Genomic DNA, 19,241 nt, shown 5'->3' on the forward strand with positions numbered 1-19,241 from the left:
ATATCGTTGCATCAACGAAAAGGGCCCGAACCGAGGTCCGGGCCAAGGGCGGCCTATTTGCGATGAAATAGGACGCGACGGGATGTTGAGCGAAACCGGAGGCGATGCTCCGGTTTCGCAAGCTTCGATCAGGAATTGTGGTAGGCGGCTTCGCCGTGCGAGGCGAGGTCGAGACCTTCGCGCTCGGCTTCCGGAGCGACGCGCAGGCCGATGATGACGTCGACGACCTTGTAGAGGATCGCAGAGCCGATACCGCACCACAGGATGGTGGTGACGACCGCGGTCAGCTGGACCACGACCTGGCTGCCCATGGTGACGCCATCGGCATAACCGACACCGCCGAGCGAGGCGCTGGCGAAGATGCCAGTCGCGATGGCGCCGAAGATGCCGCCAATGCAGTGTACGCCGAAGACGTCAGCCGTATCGTCGTAGCCGAACTTGTTCTTGACGACCGAGACGAAGAAGTAGCACAGCGGCGAGACGATCAGGCCCATGACGATCGCGCCCATCGGACCGGCGATACCGGCGGCAGGCGTGATGGCGACGAGGCCGGCAACCATGCCCGAAGCGCCGCCGAGCATGGACGCCTTGCCGCGGGTGAAGGTTTCAACCAGCGACCAGGAGATGATGGCGGCGGCAGTTGCGACGAAGGTGTTGACGGTTGCGAGCATCGCGCCGCCGGAAGCTTCGAGGTTCGAGCCGGCATTGAAGCCGAACCAGCCGACCCAGAGCATCGAAGCGCCGACCATGGTCAGCGTCATGGAATGGGGAGCCATCATGTCCTTGCCGAAGCCGACGCGCTTGCCGACGAGAATGGCGCCGACGAAGCCGGCAATACCGGCATTGATGTGAACGACGGTGCCGCCTGCGAAGTCGAGAGCGCCCATCTTGAAGAGCATGCCGTTCGAATCCCAGACCATGTGAGCGATCGGGAAGTAGACGAAGGTCGCCCACAGCGCGCAGAAGAGCACGGCAGCGCCGAACTTGATGCGCTCGGCAAAGGCGCCGATGATCAGCGCCGGCGTGATGGCGGCAAAGGTCATCTGGAACAGCATGAAGATGAATTCAGGAATGACGACGCCCTTGGAGAAGGTTGCAGCCGTCGTCGAGGTCGAGACGCCCGACAGGAACATCTTGGCCGTGCCGCCCCAATAGGGGCTGGAGCCGCCGCCGAAAGCGAAGGAATAGCCGTAGAGAACCCAGAGGATCATCACGACGGCGCCGACCATCGTGCACTGCATCAGAACCGAAAGCATGTTCTTCGAACGGACCAGGCCGCCATAGAACAGCGCAAGACCCGGCACGAGCATGAAGAGCACGAGAATGGTGGAGATGAACATGAAGGCGGTATCGCCCTTGTCCGGAACCGGCGTGGCGGCGGTCGCAGCCGCGGCAGCCGGAGCGGCGTCCTGGGCGAAAGCGATCGCCGGCGCAAGCAAGGCCGCAGAAAGCGCGCCCACCCGAGTCAAGGTGGAGGAAAGCTTGGAAAATGACATGCAAATAACTCCCTGATCCGCCGTGTCTTACAGCGCTTCTGAATCGGTTTCGCCCGTACGGATGCGCACGGCATGGTCAATGGAATAGACAAAGATCTTGCCGTCGCCGATCTGGCCGGTCTTGGCGGCCGACGCGATGGCCTCGACGGCCTTGTCGACGGTTTCGGATGCGACCGCGACCTCGATCTTCAGCTTCGGCAGGAAGCTGACGGCATATTCGGTGCCGCGATAGATCTCGGTATGCCCCTTCTGGCGCCCGTAGCCCTTCACTTCGGTCACAGTCAGGCCCTGGATGCCGACAGCCGTGAGGGCTTCACGGACCTCATCGAGCTTGAACGGCTTGATAATGGCCATCACAATTTTCATCTGGTTTCCCATCCTTTGTTAGCCTCGGCACGGAGCCGACTCTCCTTGCCGCCGACGAGTGTTTCTGCAGCGACTGGGCATACACATTCAAAGGACGTGCCAGATTCGTGACACATTTATAACATATTGAAATTTAACAATTTTATTGAGAATACCCAATAAAGCAGCATTTCTCGTCGCGAGAACGGCACAAATAAAGTGCAAATTTATAAGTTTGCCGTTTATTTAATCATTTGCCTTTTTACGAATCAGGCCTTCCTGCGCCACCGACGCAATCAGAACACCGGATCGCGTAAACAGGCTGCCGCGCGTAAATCCGCGCGCGCCGGAGGCGCTGGGGCTTTCCTGGCTGTAGAGCAGCCAGTCATCGAGCTTGAACGGGCGATGAAACCACATGGCATGGTCGAGGCTCGCCACCTGGACGCTCGGGTCGAGAACCGATGTGCCATGCGCATTCAGCGAAACATCAAGCAGCGTCATGTCGGAGAGATAGGCGAGTACGGCATTCTGATAGAGCCGGTCATCCGGCACGGGTCCGGTCAGGCGGACCCAGATATTCTGCCGCTGGCTCGGCTGCGCGCGTGAGAAATAGCTCTCGATCGAGACCGGCCTGATTTCGACCGCACGCTTGCGCTCCCAGTAGCGGCGCACATTTTCGGGCGCATGGGCGAGATAGCGCTGCTTCACCTGTTCCTCGTCCATCAACTCCTCCGGCATCGGCACGTCGGGCATCTCTATCTGATGATCGAAGCCGGGCTCGTCGACCTGGAAGGAGGCCGTCAGCGCGAAGATCGCCTTGCCGTGCTGGACCGCCAGCACTCGCCGCGTGTTGAAGCTCGAACCATCGCGCAGGCGATCGACCTGATAGAGGATCGGCACCGAGGGATCGCCGGGCAGCATGAAATAGGCATGCAGCGAATGCGCGAACCGATCGCCATCAACGGTTCTCTGCGCCGCCATCAGCGCCTGGCCGATGACCTGCCCGCCGAAGACGCGCTGCCAACCGACCTGCGGGCTGCTGCCGCGAAACAGGTTCATCTCGATCGTTTCGAGATCGAGCGTCGCAAGCACGACCTCCATCGGGGTGGGCTTCTCGGTCTCTCGCGACATTTTGCTTGAACTCCAATGGTAGGAACCACGAACAGGATGTTCTATATAGAACAGGACGTGACAGTAGGACACAGGGAAGCGCTATGTTGGACATGCTGGTAGTGGGTGGCGGATATGTGGGTCTTGCCGCCGCGGTCGCGGTCAAGCAGGCGGCTCCCCACCTCGACGTCATGATCGTGGAAGCCGCGCCCGAAACCGTGTGGAAGAAGGATATGCGGGCATCGGCGGTGATCGCGGCCGCCTCGAAGATGCTCGACGTCCTCGGTGTCTGGAACGAGATCGCGCCGGAGGCTGAGCCGATCACCCGCATGATCGTTACCGATTCGCGCACCGGCGATCCCGTGCGTCCGGTTTTCCTCACTTTCGACGGCGAAGTGGCGGAAGGCCAGCCTTTCGCCCATATGGTGCCGAACCTCGCCATGGTCGGTGCCTTGCGCGGCGCCTGCGAGCGTCTCGGCATCACCATCAGGCATGGGCTCAGCGCCACCGGATTCGTGACCGACGATAGCAAGACGATGCTGACCCTCTCGGATGGCAACACGCTGGAAACGCGACTTCTGGTCGCCTGCGACGGCGTGCGCTCCAAGCTGCGCGACATGGCCGGCATCAAGACCGTCAACTGGGATTACGGCCAGTCCGGCATCGTCGTGACAGTCGAGCACGAGCGCCCGCATGGCGGCTGCGCCGAGGAACATTTCCTGCCCTCCGGCCCCTTCGCCATTCTGCCGCTGAAGAACAATCGCTCCTCGCTCGTCTGGACGGAGCGCACCTCCAATGCCGAACGGCTGGTCGCCTCGGACGATCTGCTCTTCGAAGAGGAACTGGAGCGCCGCTTCGGCCACAAGCTCGGCACGCTCACCACCATCGGCGAGCGCCGAGCCTTCCCGCTCGGCCTGACGCTTGCCCGCGACTTCGTCGCGCCGCGCTTTGCGCTAGCCGGCGACGCCGCCCACGGCATCCACCCGATCTCAGGCCAGGGCCTCAATCTCGGTTTCAAGGATGTGGCGGCATTGGCCGAAACCATCGTCGAGGCCGACCGCCTCGGCCTCGATATCGGCTCGATCAATACGCTCGAGCGCTACCAGACCTGGCGCCGCTTCGACACCTTCCGGATGGGGGTGACGACCGACGTGCTGAACCGGCTGTTCTCCAACGACAACACACCGCTTCGCATCGCCCGCGACTTCGGGCTTGGGATCGTCGACCGCCTGCCAAGCCTTAAATCCTTCTTCATCGGCCAGGCGGCGGGTACGACTGCTAGGGACAATCCGCGGCTGCTTGCCGGCGAGGCGATTTGAGCAGCCGAGGAATTTGAAGGGGTGTAATTCGCCGCAGACGTCTGCCACTAGGGCCGTGAGCGGACTGACCGCTGCTAGGACCTCCAAAAACGGATAGCGGGCACTCGCCCTTGCCACGGAGTTCGGGAATTGGGCGGGTTAAACCGGGCATAGTAGTGAGCTCCGGCAGCCAGAGTCGTTTTCCGCCGTATAAACTAAGCTTTACCCGACTGGTCATAATTTTGATTGTCGTAGCACACAACTGCGTAGCAACCCTATTAAACTGGGACGCTACTTGGGTTTGATGACCGCACTATCTGAACAGACTACGATCTTACGAGCACCGTTAGTGAGCGCGACATACAGATCCTGTGCCGAGAAGGAAGAGGTGTCCAGCAGCACCGCGACATCGGCCTCGAGCCCCCTTTAAGAGCAGAGTACTTACCACAGCTCAGCCCTTTATCTAAGACCACCCCCTTTGCATGGATCACTCATTTGTCGAACCATCCACAGGCTCGGCGGCATCTGCGGCGCCATGTGGACCAACGGCATCGCCAACTGGGGCAGTACGGGGTAGCCATTTGGTATTAAACAGTTCGTCTACCTTGCGCGAGTTTTCGGCCAAGTCGGCGTCCTCGTGCCACTTCTCCGTCAAGGGCAGCAAGGCGTCGACCGGCGCAGTCGTGTTGATATTGTCCACGATGACGTACCACCGATCCCGCTTGGAATCATATTTGTGCTTCTGGCCGATCGCTTCAGCGGCGATTCGAATTTTATCATTCATGGCCCTGCAGACCAGATAGGTGAAGCCACCCGATTCCGTCAAAATCGAGAACGACTTCATCTGCTTGCCCGCCGCGACCTCCTTCCGGATGGTTCCCACTGTCTTGGCGATATCTGTCAGCGAGCCATAAGAGAAATCATAGAGGTCGATCACGACCGAAGCTAGTTCGGGCGGCGCCGTCTTCAGGCTCTTGAAGAGGTCGGAAATGATCGGAATGTCCAACCGCTCAAGGATGCTGACGGGACGGACCGGCCTCGCACCAATATCCTGCGGCAACATGAAGTCCTCCACGATCTCCGCGAAATCCTTCTGCAGGGTCATGAAATCATACTCAGAGTCCATCACCAGCTTGTATTTCAAATGGTAGCCGAGAAAGTTGTATTCGCTGTCGGAGTGCACTTTGTCGAACACGTCCGAGCGGCATTTCAGGTAGTAGAGAAACTCGATCGGCGTCGGCAGCATGCGGGCTACGCAATCGAGAACGCCCAGGTCCCAGATGACGGGCGCGATCCTTTCGCTGCGCTTGAGCATAATATTGGAAAGGAATGTCGCTGCGGGAAAGGCGTCGCTTAGCACCACGGCCGGAAATGTCCGCACCGTTGTTGGGAACACAAGCGTCTTACCTTCTTTGGTTTTGCATTCCGCTCCGGCCTGGATCAGTTCGGCAAATTCGTAAGCTTGCCGATATGGATCTTGAATGGCCCGTTCGAAGTCATTCGCAAGGGCTTCTTCATCACCCGCTCTTGCCTTCAATGTCACACGCTTGGACTTAGCCTGCACGACGATCACGAACTCGCCGTAGACGACGAGCGCATCGGCTTCGCCCGCTGTCTTCTTTTTGCTCGGCTGGATAATAACGTTCTCAAAAACATTAGCTGGGCCAAACACGGAGCGGAGCAGATCGGCCGTCGCCCGTTCCAGAAAGATGCCCCTATGCTGGGCCGCTATGTCAAGATAATCGGGATCGGCCATCATCCAATAGGTCGGGCTTTCATATACGCTCTCAAGTAGCCGGTAGGCGTTGGGCGCGTAGAGATGTTCGCCGATGTCGATCATTGGCGCGAGATTGGCTTTGTTCACGAGGAACGGCGACGTGAAGGGTGCGTTGGCGTTTGTTGCTGGCGTGGCGAACCTCGCGATAAAGGCGCTCGCCTTCCCGGAGCCGAATTTTTTGACAAGTTCAGCCTTGGAGATGAGGAGGCTATTTGTCAGATCTTCCTTGCTGGGAGTGATCCCTTCCTTTCTCATCGCACCGATCGCCGACATCTGGCGCGAGATGCACTCCATGACGAATCGCGCGATTTCGACCATCGGCCGCGCCGCTATGCCAGCATTGCTGATTAGCCATTCGAAGTCGTAGCGATAGCGCTCTCGGCCAAAGCGCTCAAGCTGATGAAGAAAGAAGCTGTCTGCGCCGTAGTAGATAGCTTCCCTGGCAGCGGCACCGAATTTCTGTTCGATCTTTGCCGGATCGTCAAAGTTTATGGAATCTAACATCAACCGGTCGTGAAATTCCTGCAAAAGTTTGTCGGCCCTCTCTTCAAACTCGCTTTCGGGGGCGATGACGGAGAAGATGCGATCGGATGGCGACTGAACCATCAAACCGAGCAACAGCATGAATTCGTTACTGTTCAGCTTTGTCGCCGACCAACGTTTGTCCGGATCATCAGCAACTTTGCCCTCCTGGAGGTCAATGGCAACCACCCAATCGCGATACATGAGGACCGAAACATCGTGCAAAGCGCCGTCGCTGTGTGCCAGCGCCCGTAGGTCGTCGAAAATACTTTGCAGATTACGCGGCTCTGGCCGCTCGGTATTATCGGTTTCGGCATCCATAGAGTTGCAACCCATACATACTGTTGGTTCACATACCTATAGCGCAAGATCATTTTGCGGAGGATCAGTTTTCCGCCTCCGGCTGCGCGGGACTGGGCTCTTTTGGGCCAGCCAGTTCACGAGGACGTTTGGCATACTTCCGGGCCTCCATTTTTCCGGCCTTAGATTTCGGATCGACACAGAATCTGGGACAACACCGGCGATCGCCGACGAGCCGGCTTGCCTCGCAGACCATCTCGTCAGAAGTCGAGTCGCCTTGTTGAGACGCCCAGGATCATCTGGGACCGCAGTTCAGAGTATCCGCGACCGGGTCAGATCGCGACTTTCTCTGTATCCAGCATAAAGGTCGTAGACTGCGCGACGGCGACCTCCACCGTGGCCGTTAGCAGTGACTACTTTAGGCGATGGCAAAGCTGACTTTAACAGCAACAATGAAGGCGCAAAATTGCCATTCCATTGATCCCTGAGAGGGACGCCGGCCTCTAATTCCCAATCCCGCAAGAACCAACCTCAATCCTCGATGCGTCTTGCTTCCGAGATCAGCATGATCGGGATGCCATCGCGGATCGGATAGGCAAGGCGCGCCTTTTCCGAGATCAGCTCGTTCTTTTCCCGGTCGTAGCTCAGCCGCCCCTTGGTGAGCGGGCAGACGAGCAGATCGAGCAGTTTCGGATCGACCTTGCTGACCGTGACATCCATGGGCAAGCTCCTATTGCAGCAGCGAATCGGTATCGCCGGAGCCGGCGAGCACGATCTTGACGATGGCAATGAAGGTTTCCGCGCGGGTCTTCAGGTCAGGCGCTTCCAGCAGCGCCTGCTTCTCGGCCGGCTCGAAGGGCGCCATAATCGACAGCGAATTGACCAGCATCATGTTGTCGGCCCGTTCGACGCTTTCCCAATCCGCCTCCAGCGTGTTGGCTTCCAGATAGGCCCGGAAAGCCGACAGCAGCGCCGTGCGGTCGACCGTGCCCTCTTCGTGATGCGACTTGAGGTCGGAGATGAAGGGCGTGATGCGGAAGGTGCGATAGGGCTGGTGGGCGGTGATCTCGTCCATCAGGCGAAAACGGCATATGCCGGTCAGCGCAGCGATATAGCGTCCGTCGCCGGTTTCCGCGATGGACGTGATGCGCCCGAGGCAGCCGACATGCGAGAGGTTCGGGGATTCGGCCGGTTCGGAAAGAGCCGGCTGCACCATGCCGATCAGCCGGTTGCCGGCAATGGCCGCATCGAACATCGCGAGATAGCGCGGTTCGAAGATATTGAGCGGCAGTTGCGCACCGGGCAGCAGCAGCGCGCCGGACAGGGGAAAGACAACAACCGATTCGGGCAGATCGCCCGGCTTCAGATATCTGGCATTGCCGACTTGCATCTCTTCCATCCCGCTAAAGCATGTCGCGCAAAAGTATGCAGCGATTTTGCGACAACGACATGCGCAAAATCAAGGACCTAAAGTGCGAGAAGCGAATCTGAAAGATCGCGACGCGCTTTAGAACACCGCGCTGCCGGCCGCAGTGGGCCGTACAGGAACGACACACATCGCGGCCATCGCCCTTCTCGCGCCGCGTCACCGACAATGTGGGCCGGTCTGCCGAAAACACAAGAAAATTTTGAACGAGGACGCCAAGGTGCTTCCGCTCGCCGGATACCCGGGACTGCCGTCTGACAAGCGATCGTACGGAAGGTTCCGCACGATCGCCATGCCCTTTACGAAAATAGAATGGAGGAAAGCTTGCGCCGTGCCGCGATCGTGGCTGGGTCCTTCGCCCCCCAGACCTCGAAGAATTCCAGCAGCTGGCGGCGCGCGCCGTCATCGTCGAAGCTGCGATCCTTGCGCATCACCGTCAAAAGATGGTCGGCCGCCTCCTCCCGCTTGCCTTCGACATTGCGGATCTTGGCAAGCTTGATGCGCTGCTCGTGATTGTCGGGATTGGCGGCCAGCTCGTGCTCGATCGCCACGGGATCGCCGAGCTTGCGGGCTTCGTCGATCTGGTCGAGCTTCTTGACCACGGCCTGAATGCCGGCATCGTTGGCAAGCGTTTCCGGCAGGTCGGCAAGCGCTTCGCGGGCGCGCTGGCTCTGGCCGGCGGCGATCATGCATTCCGCCATGCCGGCAAGCGCCTTGGCATTTTCCGGGTCGGCCTGCAGCACCGCGCCGAACAATTCGGCCGCGCCGTTGACGTCGCCGGCGGCAAGCAGGCCGCTTGCTTCTTCCAGAACCGCGGCGATCTCGGCCGCCTGATCATCGGCGCCGCCTGCAGGGCCGCCGAGGCGATCGATGAACTGGCGAACCTGGCTTTCCGGAACCGCGCCCATGAACCCGTCGGCCGGACGGCCGTCGACGAAGGCGATAACCGCCGGGATCGACTGGATGCCGAGCTGGCCGGCGATCGACGGGTGATCGTCGATATTCATCTTGACGAGCTTGACCCGGCCCTGGGCTTCGGTGACGACCTTTTCCAGAACCGGCGTCAGCTGCTTGCACGGGCCGCACCAGGGCGCCCAGAAATCGACCAGCACCGGCTGCTTGCGCGATTCCTCGATAACGTCCTTGGCGAAATTGGCTGTCGTCGTGTCCTTGATCGGCGAAGCGCCGCCGGCGGCCGGCGCGGCGCCAAAGGATGCCGTGGCCGACATCTGCCCGCCGAAGGAAGCGTTATAGGGATTGTTCGAACCGCTCATGAGTGTCTCCCGCCTGCCGGCATCTTTGGATTTTGTGAGAAGCATGATCTCCAGACGAGACGACGCGATTCGCCTGGCAGCACGCTCCATGAAATGGCCAAAACGACCGGACAATCCGAAGACAAGCCGATCGCCATAATCTTAGCGCTAAAATCGTACGTTAGCTCGTCACTTTCAAGACTAGCGGTGCATGACCCGTCGCCTCCATGAAACGCAGGAGATCGCCGCTGGCAATCGAGGTCGTCGCATCGTTCGACAAAGGATGGCAATTGACGATGTCATGCGCCATCAGCTCGGCGTCGAGCACGAAGGTGACGTTCCCGGCCGTGTCGTTGATCGCGCCGAATGCCGTCACCGAGCCCGGAATGACGCCGAGATATTCCATCAGCTTTTCCGGCTTGCCGAAGGACACCTTGCTTGCCGCGCCGATCAGCGTGTGCACGGTCTTCAGGTCGACCGTCGCATTTTCTTCCACGGTCAGCAGGAAGAAATTGTCCTTCTTGTCCTTCACGAACAGGTTCTTCGTATGACCGCCCGGAATTTCGTCGCGCAACGACACCGATTCGGCCACGGTGAAGACCGGGGCATGATCCTTGGTCGCGTGGCTGATGCCGAGCCCGTCCAGGAATCGGAAAAGATCGTCGCGGGATTTCGGGCTGGTCTCGGTCATGGCGTCTCGCAATCAAGAATGGTATGCCCCTGATACGTCGCCGGCAATTTCATTGCAATCTTCCAGGCGACAAAGCCCGGCGTTTCCGGCCTTTGCGGCGGCTCCTGAAAAGAACATGCAATTTTTCTTGGCGAACTCGTCATTTCCCTGTTGCATTTGAAAATCGGTTAGGCCATATACCGCCCGTCGCCGCAAGACGACGCCCAGCGGTCCAACACACTACCCCGGATCGCGACGGGAATGAGCGGGTGTAGCTCAGGGGTAGAGCACAACCTTGCCAAGGTTGGGGTCGAGGGTTCGAATCCCTTCGCCCGCTCCAGTTTTCCAGCCTTTCTCTGATAACGAAGAAGCCACGGCTCAGGCTGCGGGCTGATTTTTGCCAAAAGGCCGAATTTCCATAGTCCTGTTTCCTTCCCCGGCACTATGGCTTTCCCAACGCGCCTTGGGTCTCAAATCAGTCTCATTTGGCGTTCAGGTCTGCGCGTCAGATGGATGGACGGAACCCGGTATTGACCGCATGAAAAGACAGACTTCCCTGCTGGTCGCGATGCTCGCGCTTCTGCCCGTTCCCGCGTCTGCCCATCCGCATATCTTCATTGACGCCAAGTTCGATGTCGTCGCAGCACCCGACGGCTCGATCAGCGAGCTGCGCAATGTCTGGAGCTTCGACGAGGTGTTCACCTCCTCCGTCCTCATGGATTTCGGCAAGGCTGGCGATGACGCGCTGAGCGCGAGCGAGCTGAAGGCGGTCGGCAAGACGGTCAAGGATTCGCTGGCGCAGTATGATTACTATACGAACGTCACCAGCAACGGCAAAGCCGTGCCGATGGCCAAGCCGGATGCGATCCAGGCCGACTACAAGGACGGTTCGCTGACCCTGACCTTTTCGCTGAAACCCGTGGAGAAGACCTTCCTCAAGGGAACGACGATCTTCGGGATCTACGACAAGACGCTCTACACCGCCGTCGATTTCGCCACCGACAACGACATGAGCATGTCGGGACCCGCGTCCGGCCGCTGCAAGCGCAAGGTCATCAGGCCCAATCCCAAGGAAGTCATGGCGGAAAACCAGGCCGCGCTGACAAGCATGTTTTTCAGCGATCCGAAGGGCACAGACTACTCGCTGCTCGTGGCGACGCGGCTGGAAGTCCAGTGCTGATCCCGCACCCGGAAATATCCCGATTCATTTGAGAGGCGGAGCGCCCCGCCCTGCTGGGCTCTCGCCATCCGGCGCAAGCGATATGTAGCGGCGGGCGATGATCCAGCAGGCGAGCGCCCAGGTCGCACCTGCGCACCAGCCGCCGAGAACGTCGGTCGGATAATGCACGCCGAGATAGATCCGGCTCGCGCCGATCATCAAGGTCAGGAGAATACCGGCCGCAACGGTGAAGACACGCGTCGACCGATAGGTCCGCGTGCCCGAGATCAGTGCGGCAAGGGTCAGATAGGTCACGGCAGACACCATCGCATGGCCGCTCGGAAAGCTCAGATCGTGAACCTCGACGAGATGCGGCACGATATCCGGTCGCGGTCGCGCGACGCCGACCTTCAGGGCCGCGCTCAACGCCCAGCCGCCAAGCACCGAAGCGAGAATGAAGATGGCGATGGCGCGCTGCCGGTCGAGCAGCAGATAGATCGTCACCAGGGCCGTCATCAGCGCGAGCACGGTCGTCCCGCCGAGACTTGTGATGTCCTTGACGGCATGGGTCAGCCAACCGGGCCCTATCGGAACGGAGAGATCGCCAGACTGGCGAAGCGCCAGCAATATCGCCTCGTCGAACCCCTTCGTGCTGCCTTCGAGAACCTCTCCCGTCAGGTAGATGAACAGGAGAATTCCACCCGAAAGCGCGGCGAACATGACAAGCAGCAAGGGCTCGTAGCGGTTCAACCATCCAGGTAGGCGCGATGTGTCAAATGGTCGATCCTTCATGCGCCGAAACCCGCCTTGCATATGATCATATCGTCTCTTCCATAGTCGGAACGCGAAACAGGACACTGCCTATCTAGGGATACAATGTGCGGCTTCCAACCGTGAAGCAAACAGACTTGGCCTGCTTGGCGCAACAAGCGCTTCAGGTTCATGACATGTTATGTCGCTATCCTGACAGATGTTTTCTGCAATCCACGGCTGCTGCGGGAGGGAATATGGTTCGGGTCATCTCCTGTTGAACGACGATGCGTGGGAGGCGTCGCCAAAGAGAAAGGATGTGTGCTGTGGCCGTATTTCCACAAACGGTGCAAAATCATCCCGTCCGTCCGGTAGCCGCGATGATTGCCGTAAAATTTCTGCTATTTTCGAAATGTTGAGCTGTGCTAGTAGTACCGCAGGGGCGATCAGAGATCGGGTAATGTCAGAGTGTTAAGTGTTGGGACATCTTTCTCCGCTCAGTTGTCGACGCTGGCCGGAATGGGATTGCTGGCTGCGTCTGTGGTCGGTATATTTCCCGTATCATCCAGGGCGGAAGACGCCGCAAAATCCTCCTCGAGCACCTGGGTTGTCACGCTCGGCGCCACCGTGGAATATGGCCCGAGCTATGAAGGCTCGAAGCACTATACATTCGGTGCCTTGCCCTCTTTCGACGTCCATCGCCTCGGCGAGGCCAAGGAATACAGCGCCCCGGACGATAATTTCGACTATCAGCTCCTTGATCTCGGCGGCCTCGAAATCGGCCCTGTGGTCGGCTTGAGGGATGATCGGTTCGATCTCAATAATCTGCATCTGCAAAGCCAGCGCAGGGTGCGCTGGAATTTCGATGCAGGCGGCTTCGCACAATATTGGCTGATGGAAAATCAGCTCCGGTTTCGCACGGAAGTGCGTCAATCGCTTTGGGGTGGCGATGGCCTGGTCGGCGATTTCGCGCTCGACTGGTTTCAGCCCGTTGGCGAGAAGTGGCTCTTCTCGGCAGGACCTCGCCTGTCGGTGGCCAACTCTGTCTATATGCGCAGCAATTTTGGTATTTCGGAGAGCGAGGCGGCAAGAAGAGCGCATGTCAGCGCTTTCGACGCCGGCGCCGGCGTGAAATCTGTCGGCTTTACCGTGGCTGCGACCTACACGATCTCCCCGGAATGGAGCGTGCAGGTCTATGAGAAATATAATCGCCTGGTGGGCGATGCAGCCGACAGCCCGATCACCTCGCGCTTCGGCTCACCCGACCAGAACATCATTGGCTTCACGCTGAACAGAACCTTCAACATCAACTTTTGAAGCGCTCTTCGCTTCATTCTCGGCGATATAATTGCGCGTCAGCGGAATGATGTCGTTGCGCTTGGCGATCTGGATCTGGAAGACGACGAGATCCTCGTAGCGGAAGGCGGCCTCCGCCGTCGAAAGATAATATTCCCACATGCGGCAGAAGCGCTCGTCATAAAGCTTGGCGGCATCGTCCCAGCGCGCCATGAAACGCTCCCGCCACGCCTCGAGCGTCTTGGCATAATGCAGCCGCAGCACTTCGACATCGGTGATGGCAAGCCCCGCCGCCTCGATCTCGGGCACGATTTCGGAAAGCGCCGGAATATAGCCGCCGGGAAAGATGTACTTGTCGAGCCATGGCGTCGTGAAGCCGGGGGTCGCCGAACAGCCGATGGTGTGAAGCACCATGATGCCGTCATCCTCGAGCAACTCCGCGCATTTGCGGAAGAAGGTGCGATAGGACGCCAGCCCGACATGCTCGAACATGCCGACGGAAACGATCCTGTCGAAATGGCCGGTGAGGCTGCGATAGTCCCTCAGTGCGAACTGAACATCTGCCGGCGTTCCTCCGGCCCTTTCGGCGACGCGTTTCGACGCATAGTCATGCTGCTCCTCGGAAAGGGTGACGCCGAGCACGGAGCCGCCTGGCGCCTGCTCTGCCATATGCAGCGCCAGACCGCCCCAGCCGCAGCCGATATCGAGGATGCTGTTTTTCGGTTCGATCAGCAGCTTGGCGGCGAGATGGCGCTTCTTGGCGAGCTGCGCATCCTCCAGCGACTGGTCGGCGCGCTCGAAATAGGCGCAGGAATATTGCCGGTCCGGATCGAGGAAGAGCTCGTAGAGCCGGCCATCGAGGTCATAGTGATGCGCGACATTGGCTTTCGATCGCCCAGGCAGATTGCGGTGGCGGAAAATCCGCAGCTTCGTCCTGATGTGATCGATGATGCGGGCAATGAGCGGGTGGGTAGTGTTCTGCCCCTCGCGCAGCATCATCGCCACGAAATCGTAAAGCGTGCCCTGTTCGACAATGAAGCGACCGTCCATGAAGAGCTCGCCAAGCCGCATATCGGCATCGATCAGAAGCGCCCATTCCGCGCGGTTGTCGGTGAAACGGACGTGAACAGGCTCGCCGGTGCCATCGCCGAAGGTCAGCACGCGGCCGCTTGCCGTCGTCACGGTCAGCGCCCCTCGCGTGACGATCGACGACAGCGCGCGCTTCACACACCAGTCGACAAGGCCGGAGAAAAACACATTGTTCTTGCCCTTGGGGCGGTTTTCAGCTTGAGAACTCGACATCACCTATCCTTGCCGGTACCCGTGCGCAGTTCATTGCGCTTCGCGTCCCATTCGCCATCATCGGCTTTCGTCTCGACGCTGGCGCCGGCAATCAGCCAGACGCCCGTCAGGATCAAGCCGCTACCAATCAACTGCAGGGCGACCACCCGCTCGCCGAAGACAAACCAGCCGCTCGCGACGACCAGCACGTAGGCGATGCCCGTCAGCGGAAAGGCGCGGCTGAGATCGAGCTCGGCAAGCACCTTCATCCAGATGAAGAAACCGACGATCTCGACGGCTATCGCCGCCAATATCCATTGGGAAGACAAAGCCTGCCAGAGCCAGGTCTGTGTACCTTCGTCGTGCAATTGCTCCGCACCGAGCTTAATGAAAAATTGGAACAGGGTGCTCAGCACCGGCACGGCGAGCCAGAAAAAACGCATAGGCATCACGCATCCGCCTCGTCTGTCGAGAACAGCGGCGATACCAGCCGTAGCAATCTCTGAAGCAAAGGGTTGCGATGGCGGAAATACATCGCATTGGCGGTCAGCTGGCTGCCGAGACGCAGCTTGTTTTCATAATGAGCCTGACCGCTCAGATAACGGCTCAGGCCGTTGTCCAGGCAGTAGCGCAGGTTGGTAAACCAGCTCAGGAAATAGAGGTTATAGGGCCGGCCCTTTTCGCCGTCCATGCAGAAGAATTTGTCGATGGCCACGCGCTCGTCATGCATGATCAGATTGGCAGCAAGCAGCTTGTCCTCGACGAAATAAAGAACGCAGAAGGAGCGTCCGGACATGCGGGCGAGAATGCCCTGGAAATAGGCCGATGTCAGTTCCTCGAATTGCAATTCGCTGCGGTTGCGCGTGTCGCGGTAGAGCGTCATGACCTCAGGCAGCAATTCGCCAAGCTCCGTCCGGATCTCCACCCTGACCTGCTCGAAGGATTTCATCTTGCGGCGCATGTCCTTGCGGGTGCCGGCCGAGAGCCTCGCGAGATAGTCGTCGATCGTCTTGAAGTCGATGTCGAGCCACGCCGTCGGAAGACCGCCGATCGCGGCATAGCCACGCGCGGCAAGCAGATCGCCGAACTCCGCCGAAGCCTGTTCCGGAACATCCTTGAGGCCGATCAGCCCGCAACGCTCCGTCGCGGCGACCTGATCGAAGAAGGACAGCATCTCCGTCAGCAGTAGGCGACGACGCTCGCGCGACAGGTCGGGATGAAAACCGATCGCGCCGGTTTCCGTGCATGGCGATCCCAGGCATGCAAGGCGCAACTTCAGGAAACCCGGAAAATTACGCTGCACGCTGCGCACTGATCTGCGCAGGAAACCTTCATCCAGCGTCGTATCGAGCGCATAGAGGCAAAGAAAAGCCGGCATGGCGGCGCTCACGCGCCCGCCTTCGGTGACGGTGATATAGCGCCATTCAAATCCCTCAAGGCCTGCTTCCTCGATGGCAAGCAGGCAATCATAGTCCTCGACCTGACCCGGGAAGCACGCATTCCACGCATCGCGGCCGATGGCGCAAATGCTGAAATGAACTTCGGCCACCGGATCGCCTGTCGGCCGAGGTGGGATTTTAAGCAGCGGCTGCGACATGACGCGCCTCGAAGAAGTCGGCCGTGAAATCGGCCACTTGGCGGTGCTGCCGGTCGACATGGATCATATGATAGCTGTCCGTGATCCATTTCAGCTCGTGCGGAGCGCCGATATGCTCGGAAATATAGCGGGCATGCTTCGGGCTGGCGAGATCGTCATCCTCGGCATGCAGGATCAGCGTCGGCGTCTGCATCTGCGGCAGCAGGCTGCGCAGCGTCTTGCCCAGCCGATGCATTTCGACCAGACCCTTGCCGGGGAACTTCTCCAGAACGCCTTCGCTCGCCATGCCTTCGATCAGCCGACGCATGCGTTCGTCCTTGATCCCGAGCGACGTGGTTTCGCTGAAACTCAGCCGATCGAGGAAAGGAACGCGCGACAGCCAGCCGATCTGGGAGGCCAGCAGCGGATAGTAGAAGGGAACGTCCCAGCCGTCATAACTGAAGCAGGGGGAATAGATCGCCACCGCGCTGATGGTCTTCTTCTGCTGTTCGGCAGCCAGCATGGCGAGCTTGCCGCCAACGCAGATACCGGCGGCGAAGACCTCCTGCGTTCTGGATGCCAATAGCTCCGATGCCGCGACGACAGAGGCGAGCCAGTCTTCCCAGCTGGTCTGCCGCAGCGTCTTCGCATCGACACCGTGACCGGCCAGCAGCGGCGCATAGACGCTGTATCCCCTGCGGTTGAGGTGCCGGGCGACCAGCTTCATTTCGGCAGGCGCCCCGGTCAGACCGTGGACCAGAAGGACGCCTTTGCCGTTTGAGCCCTCCATGAAGAAGCTCAATTCATCAGCTTTCATGAGACAGCTCCGACTGCCGGTTTTCCTTGGCCATGAAGCCGAGGGCATGGCAGGTGCTGATCACATGCGTGCCATTCTTTTCCTGCTCGTCCTTGATCTGCTCGTGCAGCGCCGGGAGCTTCGTCCAGTGAGTGCGCGGACGATAATGATGCTCCGCATGATAGCCATTGCCGAACCACAGCCAGTTGTAGAAAGGCTGGTGGCTCGAAACGCCCCAGGCAATCGGCTCGTCCGGATCGCCGTTCAGATGCTCGTAATAACCGTTCAGCGACGACAGGCAGTTGCCGATATAATAGAACGGCACGAAGAACAGCACGGCCTTCCAGTCGTAGATGAGCGCAAGCGCGGCAAGCCCCAGGAAGAAATAGAGCTCGAACCGCCCCCAGGCCGCATCGAACGGCCGATTGCGGGCAATCGCCTTGTGGATGTCGCCGATGCTGTCACGGAAGAAGCTCAGGAGCGTATAGGACCAGACGTTCTCAGGCTGGCCGTCATGGCCGTGGCGATAGATCGACAGCAGATCGACAGTATCGCCTTTTTCGTCCGGCCGGTCGCTGTTGCCGGAATGATGACGCATATGCACCCAATGATAATAGGTCTGCGAGAAACCGATCGCGACCGATTCCAGCAGGCTGAAGCCGTAGTTCATCCAGCGCGGCTTGAAATAGGGCGTGTGGATGAAGTTGTGCGATATGCTGTTGATGTTCCAGGAGATCGACACAGCGTAAAGGCAGCCGAGAACGGCCGAAAGCCAAAGCGGCCGGCTTTCGAAGCCGACGATCAGATAGACATCGAAGGCGAGATGGGCGACAGCGGCCAGAACCGGCGCCAGATCCCATCGAGTGTGTGCAAAGATTTTCATAATCCTGTAACTCCCACGCAAACCACGCCGGCGGTGACGAGAAACACGCCCGTCGCGTGGCGCAGGTTGATGTTTTCCTTGAAGATGACGGCGCCGGCGAACACGATGATGACATAGCTCAGCGCCATCAGCGGGAAGGCGATGGTCAGCGGGACGTGTTCCAGAACGGCCGTCCAGGCGAAAAGCTCCACGACCCAGAGCACGATGCCGAGCCAGGTGACCGGCTTTGCCAGCGCCGAAAGGGGGGCGTTTCCACTGGCCGATTGCTTGAAGCAGACCTCGCGGGCGGTCTCCGCGATCACGCAGAACAATATGAGCCCAAGCATGGGAAGTGTCAGGCTGCCAGTCATTCCATGTACTCCGCCAGCACCTCCAGCAGGGCGTGATTGGCCGCGCTGTTGATGTTCCTCATCGTCTCGACGCCCTGCCGCATGCGCGGCTGATCGATGAAGATCTCCGCGCGTTTCATGAACTGCGTCCGAAGGCTGCCAGCATAACTCGGAGTTGAATAATCCCCAATGACATCCGCGCCGATGATGCGGTGACGGCTGCCGATTTCACTGATCAGAGCCAGGAGATAGGGCAGCCGCATGCGGCCTTGGTCCCAATTGGTGACGGCATCGTCAGCGGCCAGCACGTCCTTGTCGATCGTGACGTAGACGGTCTCGGTGCGAATGCGGCTGAGCATGTGGTCGATGAAATTTTCCTCGCCGATTTCGGCGATCGATTTCCAATGCAGCGCACCCTTTTCTTGCCGGTAACTGGCGCCGGTTCCGTAATCGGCCAGCACGCGGCTCGGCGGATGTTCGTAAGGGTAGAGTTCCAGCTTGCCATCGCCGAGCCAGTGCAGGTTGGCCCCCTTGCGCTCCGGGCTGCGAAGATCATGGCTGCAGACGCCGATGGTGATGACCTTCTGGATATTCGGATTGGCAAGGGCGGTGTTGACCCAGGAACCGCAATGCATGCCGCCGTCGAATTTGACCCAATCGGGATGATTGTCGAAATGGATCAGCGTGGCCGCGCCGGACTGTCGTTCGAGCGCGGCATCGAGCAGCAAGGCGGTGATGTGATGGAAGTCGCCCGACCCCATGAAACACAATTGCGGGTCCTTGCCGGTCGTCGGCCTGTTCTTGACGATCTCGCGGCTGAGGTCGTCAAGGGCGCCCTGCTTGCTCCACAGTCGAACCTGCGACCCCGCATTCTTGCCGAAATACTGGTGCGCGCCTGCGAATTTGCAAGCGCGCACGAAGTCTGGCTGCAACTCCAAAGCATCATCGAGATGAAGAAGCAGCAGTTGCACGGT

At 59.4% G+C, this 19,241-nt stretch carries 19 protein-coding genes and 1 tRNA gene; 4 read left to right on the plus strand and 16 right to left on the minus strand.

Features of this window, described 5'->3' with window-relative positions; all coding sequences use genetic code 11:
- Nucleotides 1-128 precede the first annotated feature (128 nt).
- The 3 genes from ACIQWP_RS19070 to tesB form a co-directional block, all read right to left on the minus strand.
- A complete protein-coding gene (locus ACIQWP_RS19070; protein WP_402790451.1) occupies nt 129-1,496 on the minus strand; it encodes an ammonium transporter in 1,368 nt (455 codons plus the stop codon).
- Between the two features lie 27 nt (nt 1,497-1,523).
- Nucleotides 1,524-1,874, minus strand: coding sequence for a P-II family nitrogen regulator (locus tag ACIQWP_RS19075; RefSeq protein ID WP_015341499.1), 351 nt, complete (start codon nt 1,872-1,874; stop codon nt 1,524-1,526).
- Nucleotides 1,875-2,087: 213 nt separating this feature from the next.
- Complete coding sequence (gene tesB, locus ACIQWP_RS19080) at nt 2,088-2,972, minus strand: acyl-CoA thioesterase II (protein ID WP_402790457.1); 885 nt, start codon at nt 2,970-2,972, stop codon at nt 2,088-2,090.
- Between the two features lie 83 nt (nt 2,973-3,055).
- Here tesB and ACIQWP_RS19085 point away from each other — a divergent pair, with 83 nt between their 5' ends.
- The gene (locus ACIQWP_RS19085; RefSeq protein ID WP_402790460.1) at nt 3,056-4,270 is read left to right on the plus strand and encodes a ubiquinone biosynthesis hydroxylase; all 1,215 of its coding nucleotides are present in this window, start codon (nt 3,056-3,058) and stop codon (nt 4,268-4,270) included.
- A 466-nt stretch (nt 4,271-4,736) separates the two neighbouring features.
- Here the strand turns inward: ACIQWP_RS19085 and ACIQWP_RS19090 are convergent, their stop codons facing one another.
- From ACIQWP_RS19090 to ACIQWP_RS19110, 5 genes are all read right to left on the minus strand, one after another.
- A complete protein-coding gene (locus ACIQWP_RS19090) occupies nt 4,737-6,869 on the minus strand; it encodes a nuclease-related domain-containing protein (protein ID WP_402790463.1) in 2,133 nt (710 codons plus the stop codon).
- A gap of 510 nt (nt 6,870-7,379) precedes the next feature.
- Nucleotides 7,380-7,568: a Trm112 family protein gene (locus tag ACIQWP_RS19095; protein WP_037154712.1), complete on the minus strand. Its 189-nt coding sequence runs from the start codon at nt 7,566-7,568 to the stop codon at nt 7,380-7,382.
- A gap of 10 nt (nt 7,569-7,578) precedes the next feature.
- Nucleotides 7,579-8,238, minus strand: a complete 660-nt coding sequence (locus tag ACIQWP_RS19100) for an LON peptidase substrate-binding domain-containing protein (RefSeq protein WP_402790466.1) — start codon at nt 8,236-8,238, stop codon at nt 7,579-7,581.
- A 335-nt stretch (nt 8,239-8,573) separates the two neighbouring features.
- Nucleotides 8,574-9,548 (minus strand): thioredoxin, encoded by a 975-nt coding sequence (gene trxA, locus ACIQWP_RS19105; RefSeq protein WP_402790469.1) that lies wholly within the window; start codon nt 9,546-9,548, stop codon nt 8,574-8,576.
- 160 nt (nt 9,549-9,708) lie between these two features.
- On the minus strand, nt 9,709-10,218 hold the full coding sequence (locus ACIQWP_RS19110; protein WP_402790472.1) for a prolyl-tRNA synthetase associated domain-containing protein: 510 nt from the start codon (nt 10,216-10,218) through the stop codon (nt 9,709-9,711).
- A 244-nt stretch (nt 10,219-10,462) separates the two neighbouring features.
- Here ACIQWP_RS19110 and ACIQWP_RS19115 point away from each other — a divergent pair.
- Together ACIQWP_RS19115 and ACIQWP_RS19120 are read left to right on the plus strand one after the other, a co-directional pair.
- Nucleotides 10,463-10,537: transfer RNA gene (locus ACIQWP_RS19115), tRNA-Gly, on the plus strand.
- A gap of 198 nt (nt 10,538-10,735) precedes the next feature.
- The gene (locus ACIQWP_RS19120; RefSeq protein WP_402790474.1) at nt 10,736-11,377 is read left to right on the plus strand and encodes a DUF1007 family protein; all 642 of its coding nucleotides are present in this window, start codon (nt 10,736-10,738) and stop codon (nt 11,375-11,377) included.
- Nucleotides 11,378-11,401: 24 nt separating this feature from the next.
- On the opposite strand, the gene ACIQWP_RS19125 is transcribed toward ACIQWP_RS19120, so the two are convergent.
- Nucleotides 11,402-12,148: a phosphatase PAP2 family protein gene (locus tag ACIQWP_RS19125; RefSeq protein WP_402790477.1), complete on the minus strand. Its 747-nt coding sequence runs from the start codon at nt 12,146-12,148 to the stop codon at nt 11,402-11,404.
- Between the two features lie 477 nt (nt 12,149-12,625).
- Between ACIQWP_RS19125 and ACIQWP_RS19130 the strand changes: the two genes are divergently transcribed.
- Nucleotides 12,626-13,423, plus strand: coding sequence for a MipA/OmpV family protein (locus ACIQWP_RS19130; protein WP_402790480.1), 798 nt, complete (start codon nt 12,626-12,628; stop codon nt 13,421-13,423).
- Here the strand turns inward: ACIQWP_RS19130 and ACIQWP_RS19135 are convergent.
- The 7 genes from ACIQWP_RS19135 to ACIQWP_RS19165 are packed head-to-tail and all read right to left on the minus strand — an operon-like array spanning nt 13,364 to nt 19,238.
- Nucleotides 13,364-14,704 (minus strand): class I SAM-dependent methyltransferase, encoded by a 1,341-nt coding sequence (locus ACIQWP_RS19135; protein WP_402790483.1) that lies wholly within the window; start codon nt 14,702-14,704, stop codon nt 13,364-13,366. The genes ACIQWP_RS19130 and ACIQWP_RS19135 overlap by 60 nt on opposite strands.
- Nucleotides 14,704-15,132, minus strand: a complete 429-nt coding sequence (locus ACIQWP_RS19140) for a DMT family transporter (protein WP_402790486.1) — start codon at nt 15,130-15,132, stop codon at nt 14,704-14,706. The genes ACIQWP_RS19135 and ACIQWP_RS19140 overlap by 1 nt, the downstream gene beginning before the upstream one ends.
- Complete coding sequence (locus tag ACIQWP_RS19145; RefSeq protein WP_402790489.1) at nt 15,132-16,280, minus strand: GNAT family N-acetyltransferase; 1,149 nt, start codon at nt 16,278-16,280, stop codon at nt 15,132-15,134. The genes ACIQWP_RS19140 and ACIQWP_RS19145 overlap by 1 nt, the downstream gene beginning before the upstream one ends.
- Nucleotides 16,261-17,076: an alpha/beta hydrolase gene (locus ACIQWP_RS19150; protein WP_402790492.1), complete on the minus strand. Its 816-nt coding sequence runs from the start codon at nt 17,074-17,076 to the stop codon at nt 16,261-16,263. The genes ACIQWP_RS19145 and ACIQWP_RS19150 overlap by 20 nt, the downstream gene beginning before the upstream one ends.
- Nucleotides 17,066-17,938, minus strand: coding sequence for a fatty acid desaturase family protein (locus ACIQWP_RS19155; protein WP_402790495.1), 873 nt, complete (start codon nt 17,936-17,938; stop codon nt 17,066-17,068). Before ACIQWP_RS19155 ends, ACIQWP_RS19150 begins: the two co-directional genes overlap by 11 nt.
- Nucleotides 17,935-18,288, minus strand: coding sequence for an EamA family transporter (locus tag ACIQWP_RS19160; protein ID WP_402790498.1), 354 nt, complete (start codon nt 18,286-18,288; stop codon nt 17,935-17,937). Before ACIQWP_RS19160 ends, ACIQWP_RS19155 begins: the two co-directional genes overlap by 4 nt.
- Entirely contained in the window at nt 18,285-19,238 is a 954-nt protein-coding gene (locus ACIQWP_RS19165) for an arginase (protein ID WP_402790499.1), read from the minus strand. Before ACIQWP_RS19165 ends, ACIQWP_RS19160 begins: the two co-directional genes overlap by 4 nt.
- Nucleotides 19,239-19,241: the final 3 nt, after the last annotated feature.

Source organism: Rhizobium sp. NPDC090279 (genome assembly GCF_044769665.1).
Lineage (GTDB): Bacteria > Pseudomonadota > Alphaproteobacteria > Rhizobiales > Rhizobiaceae > Rhizobium.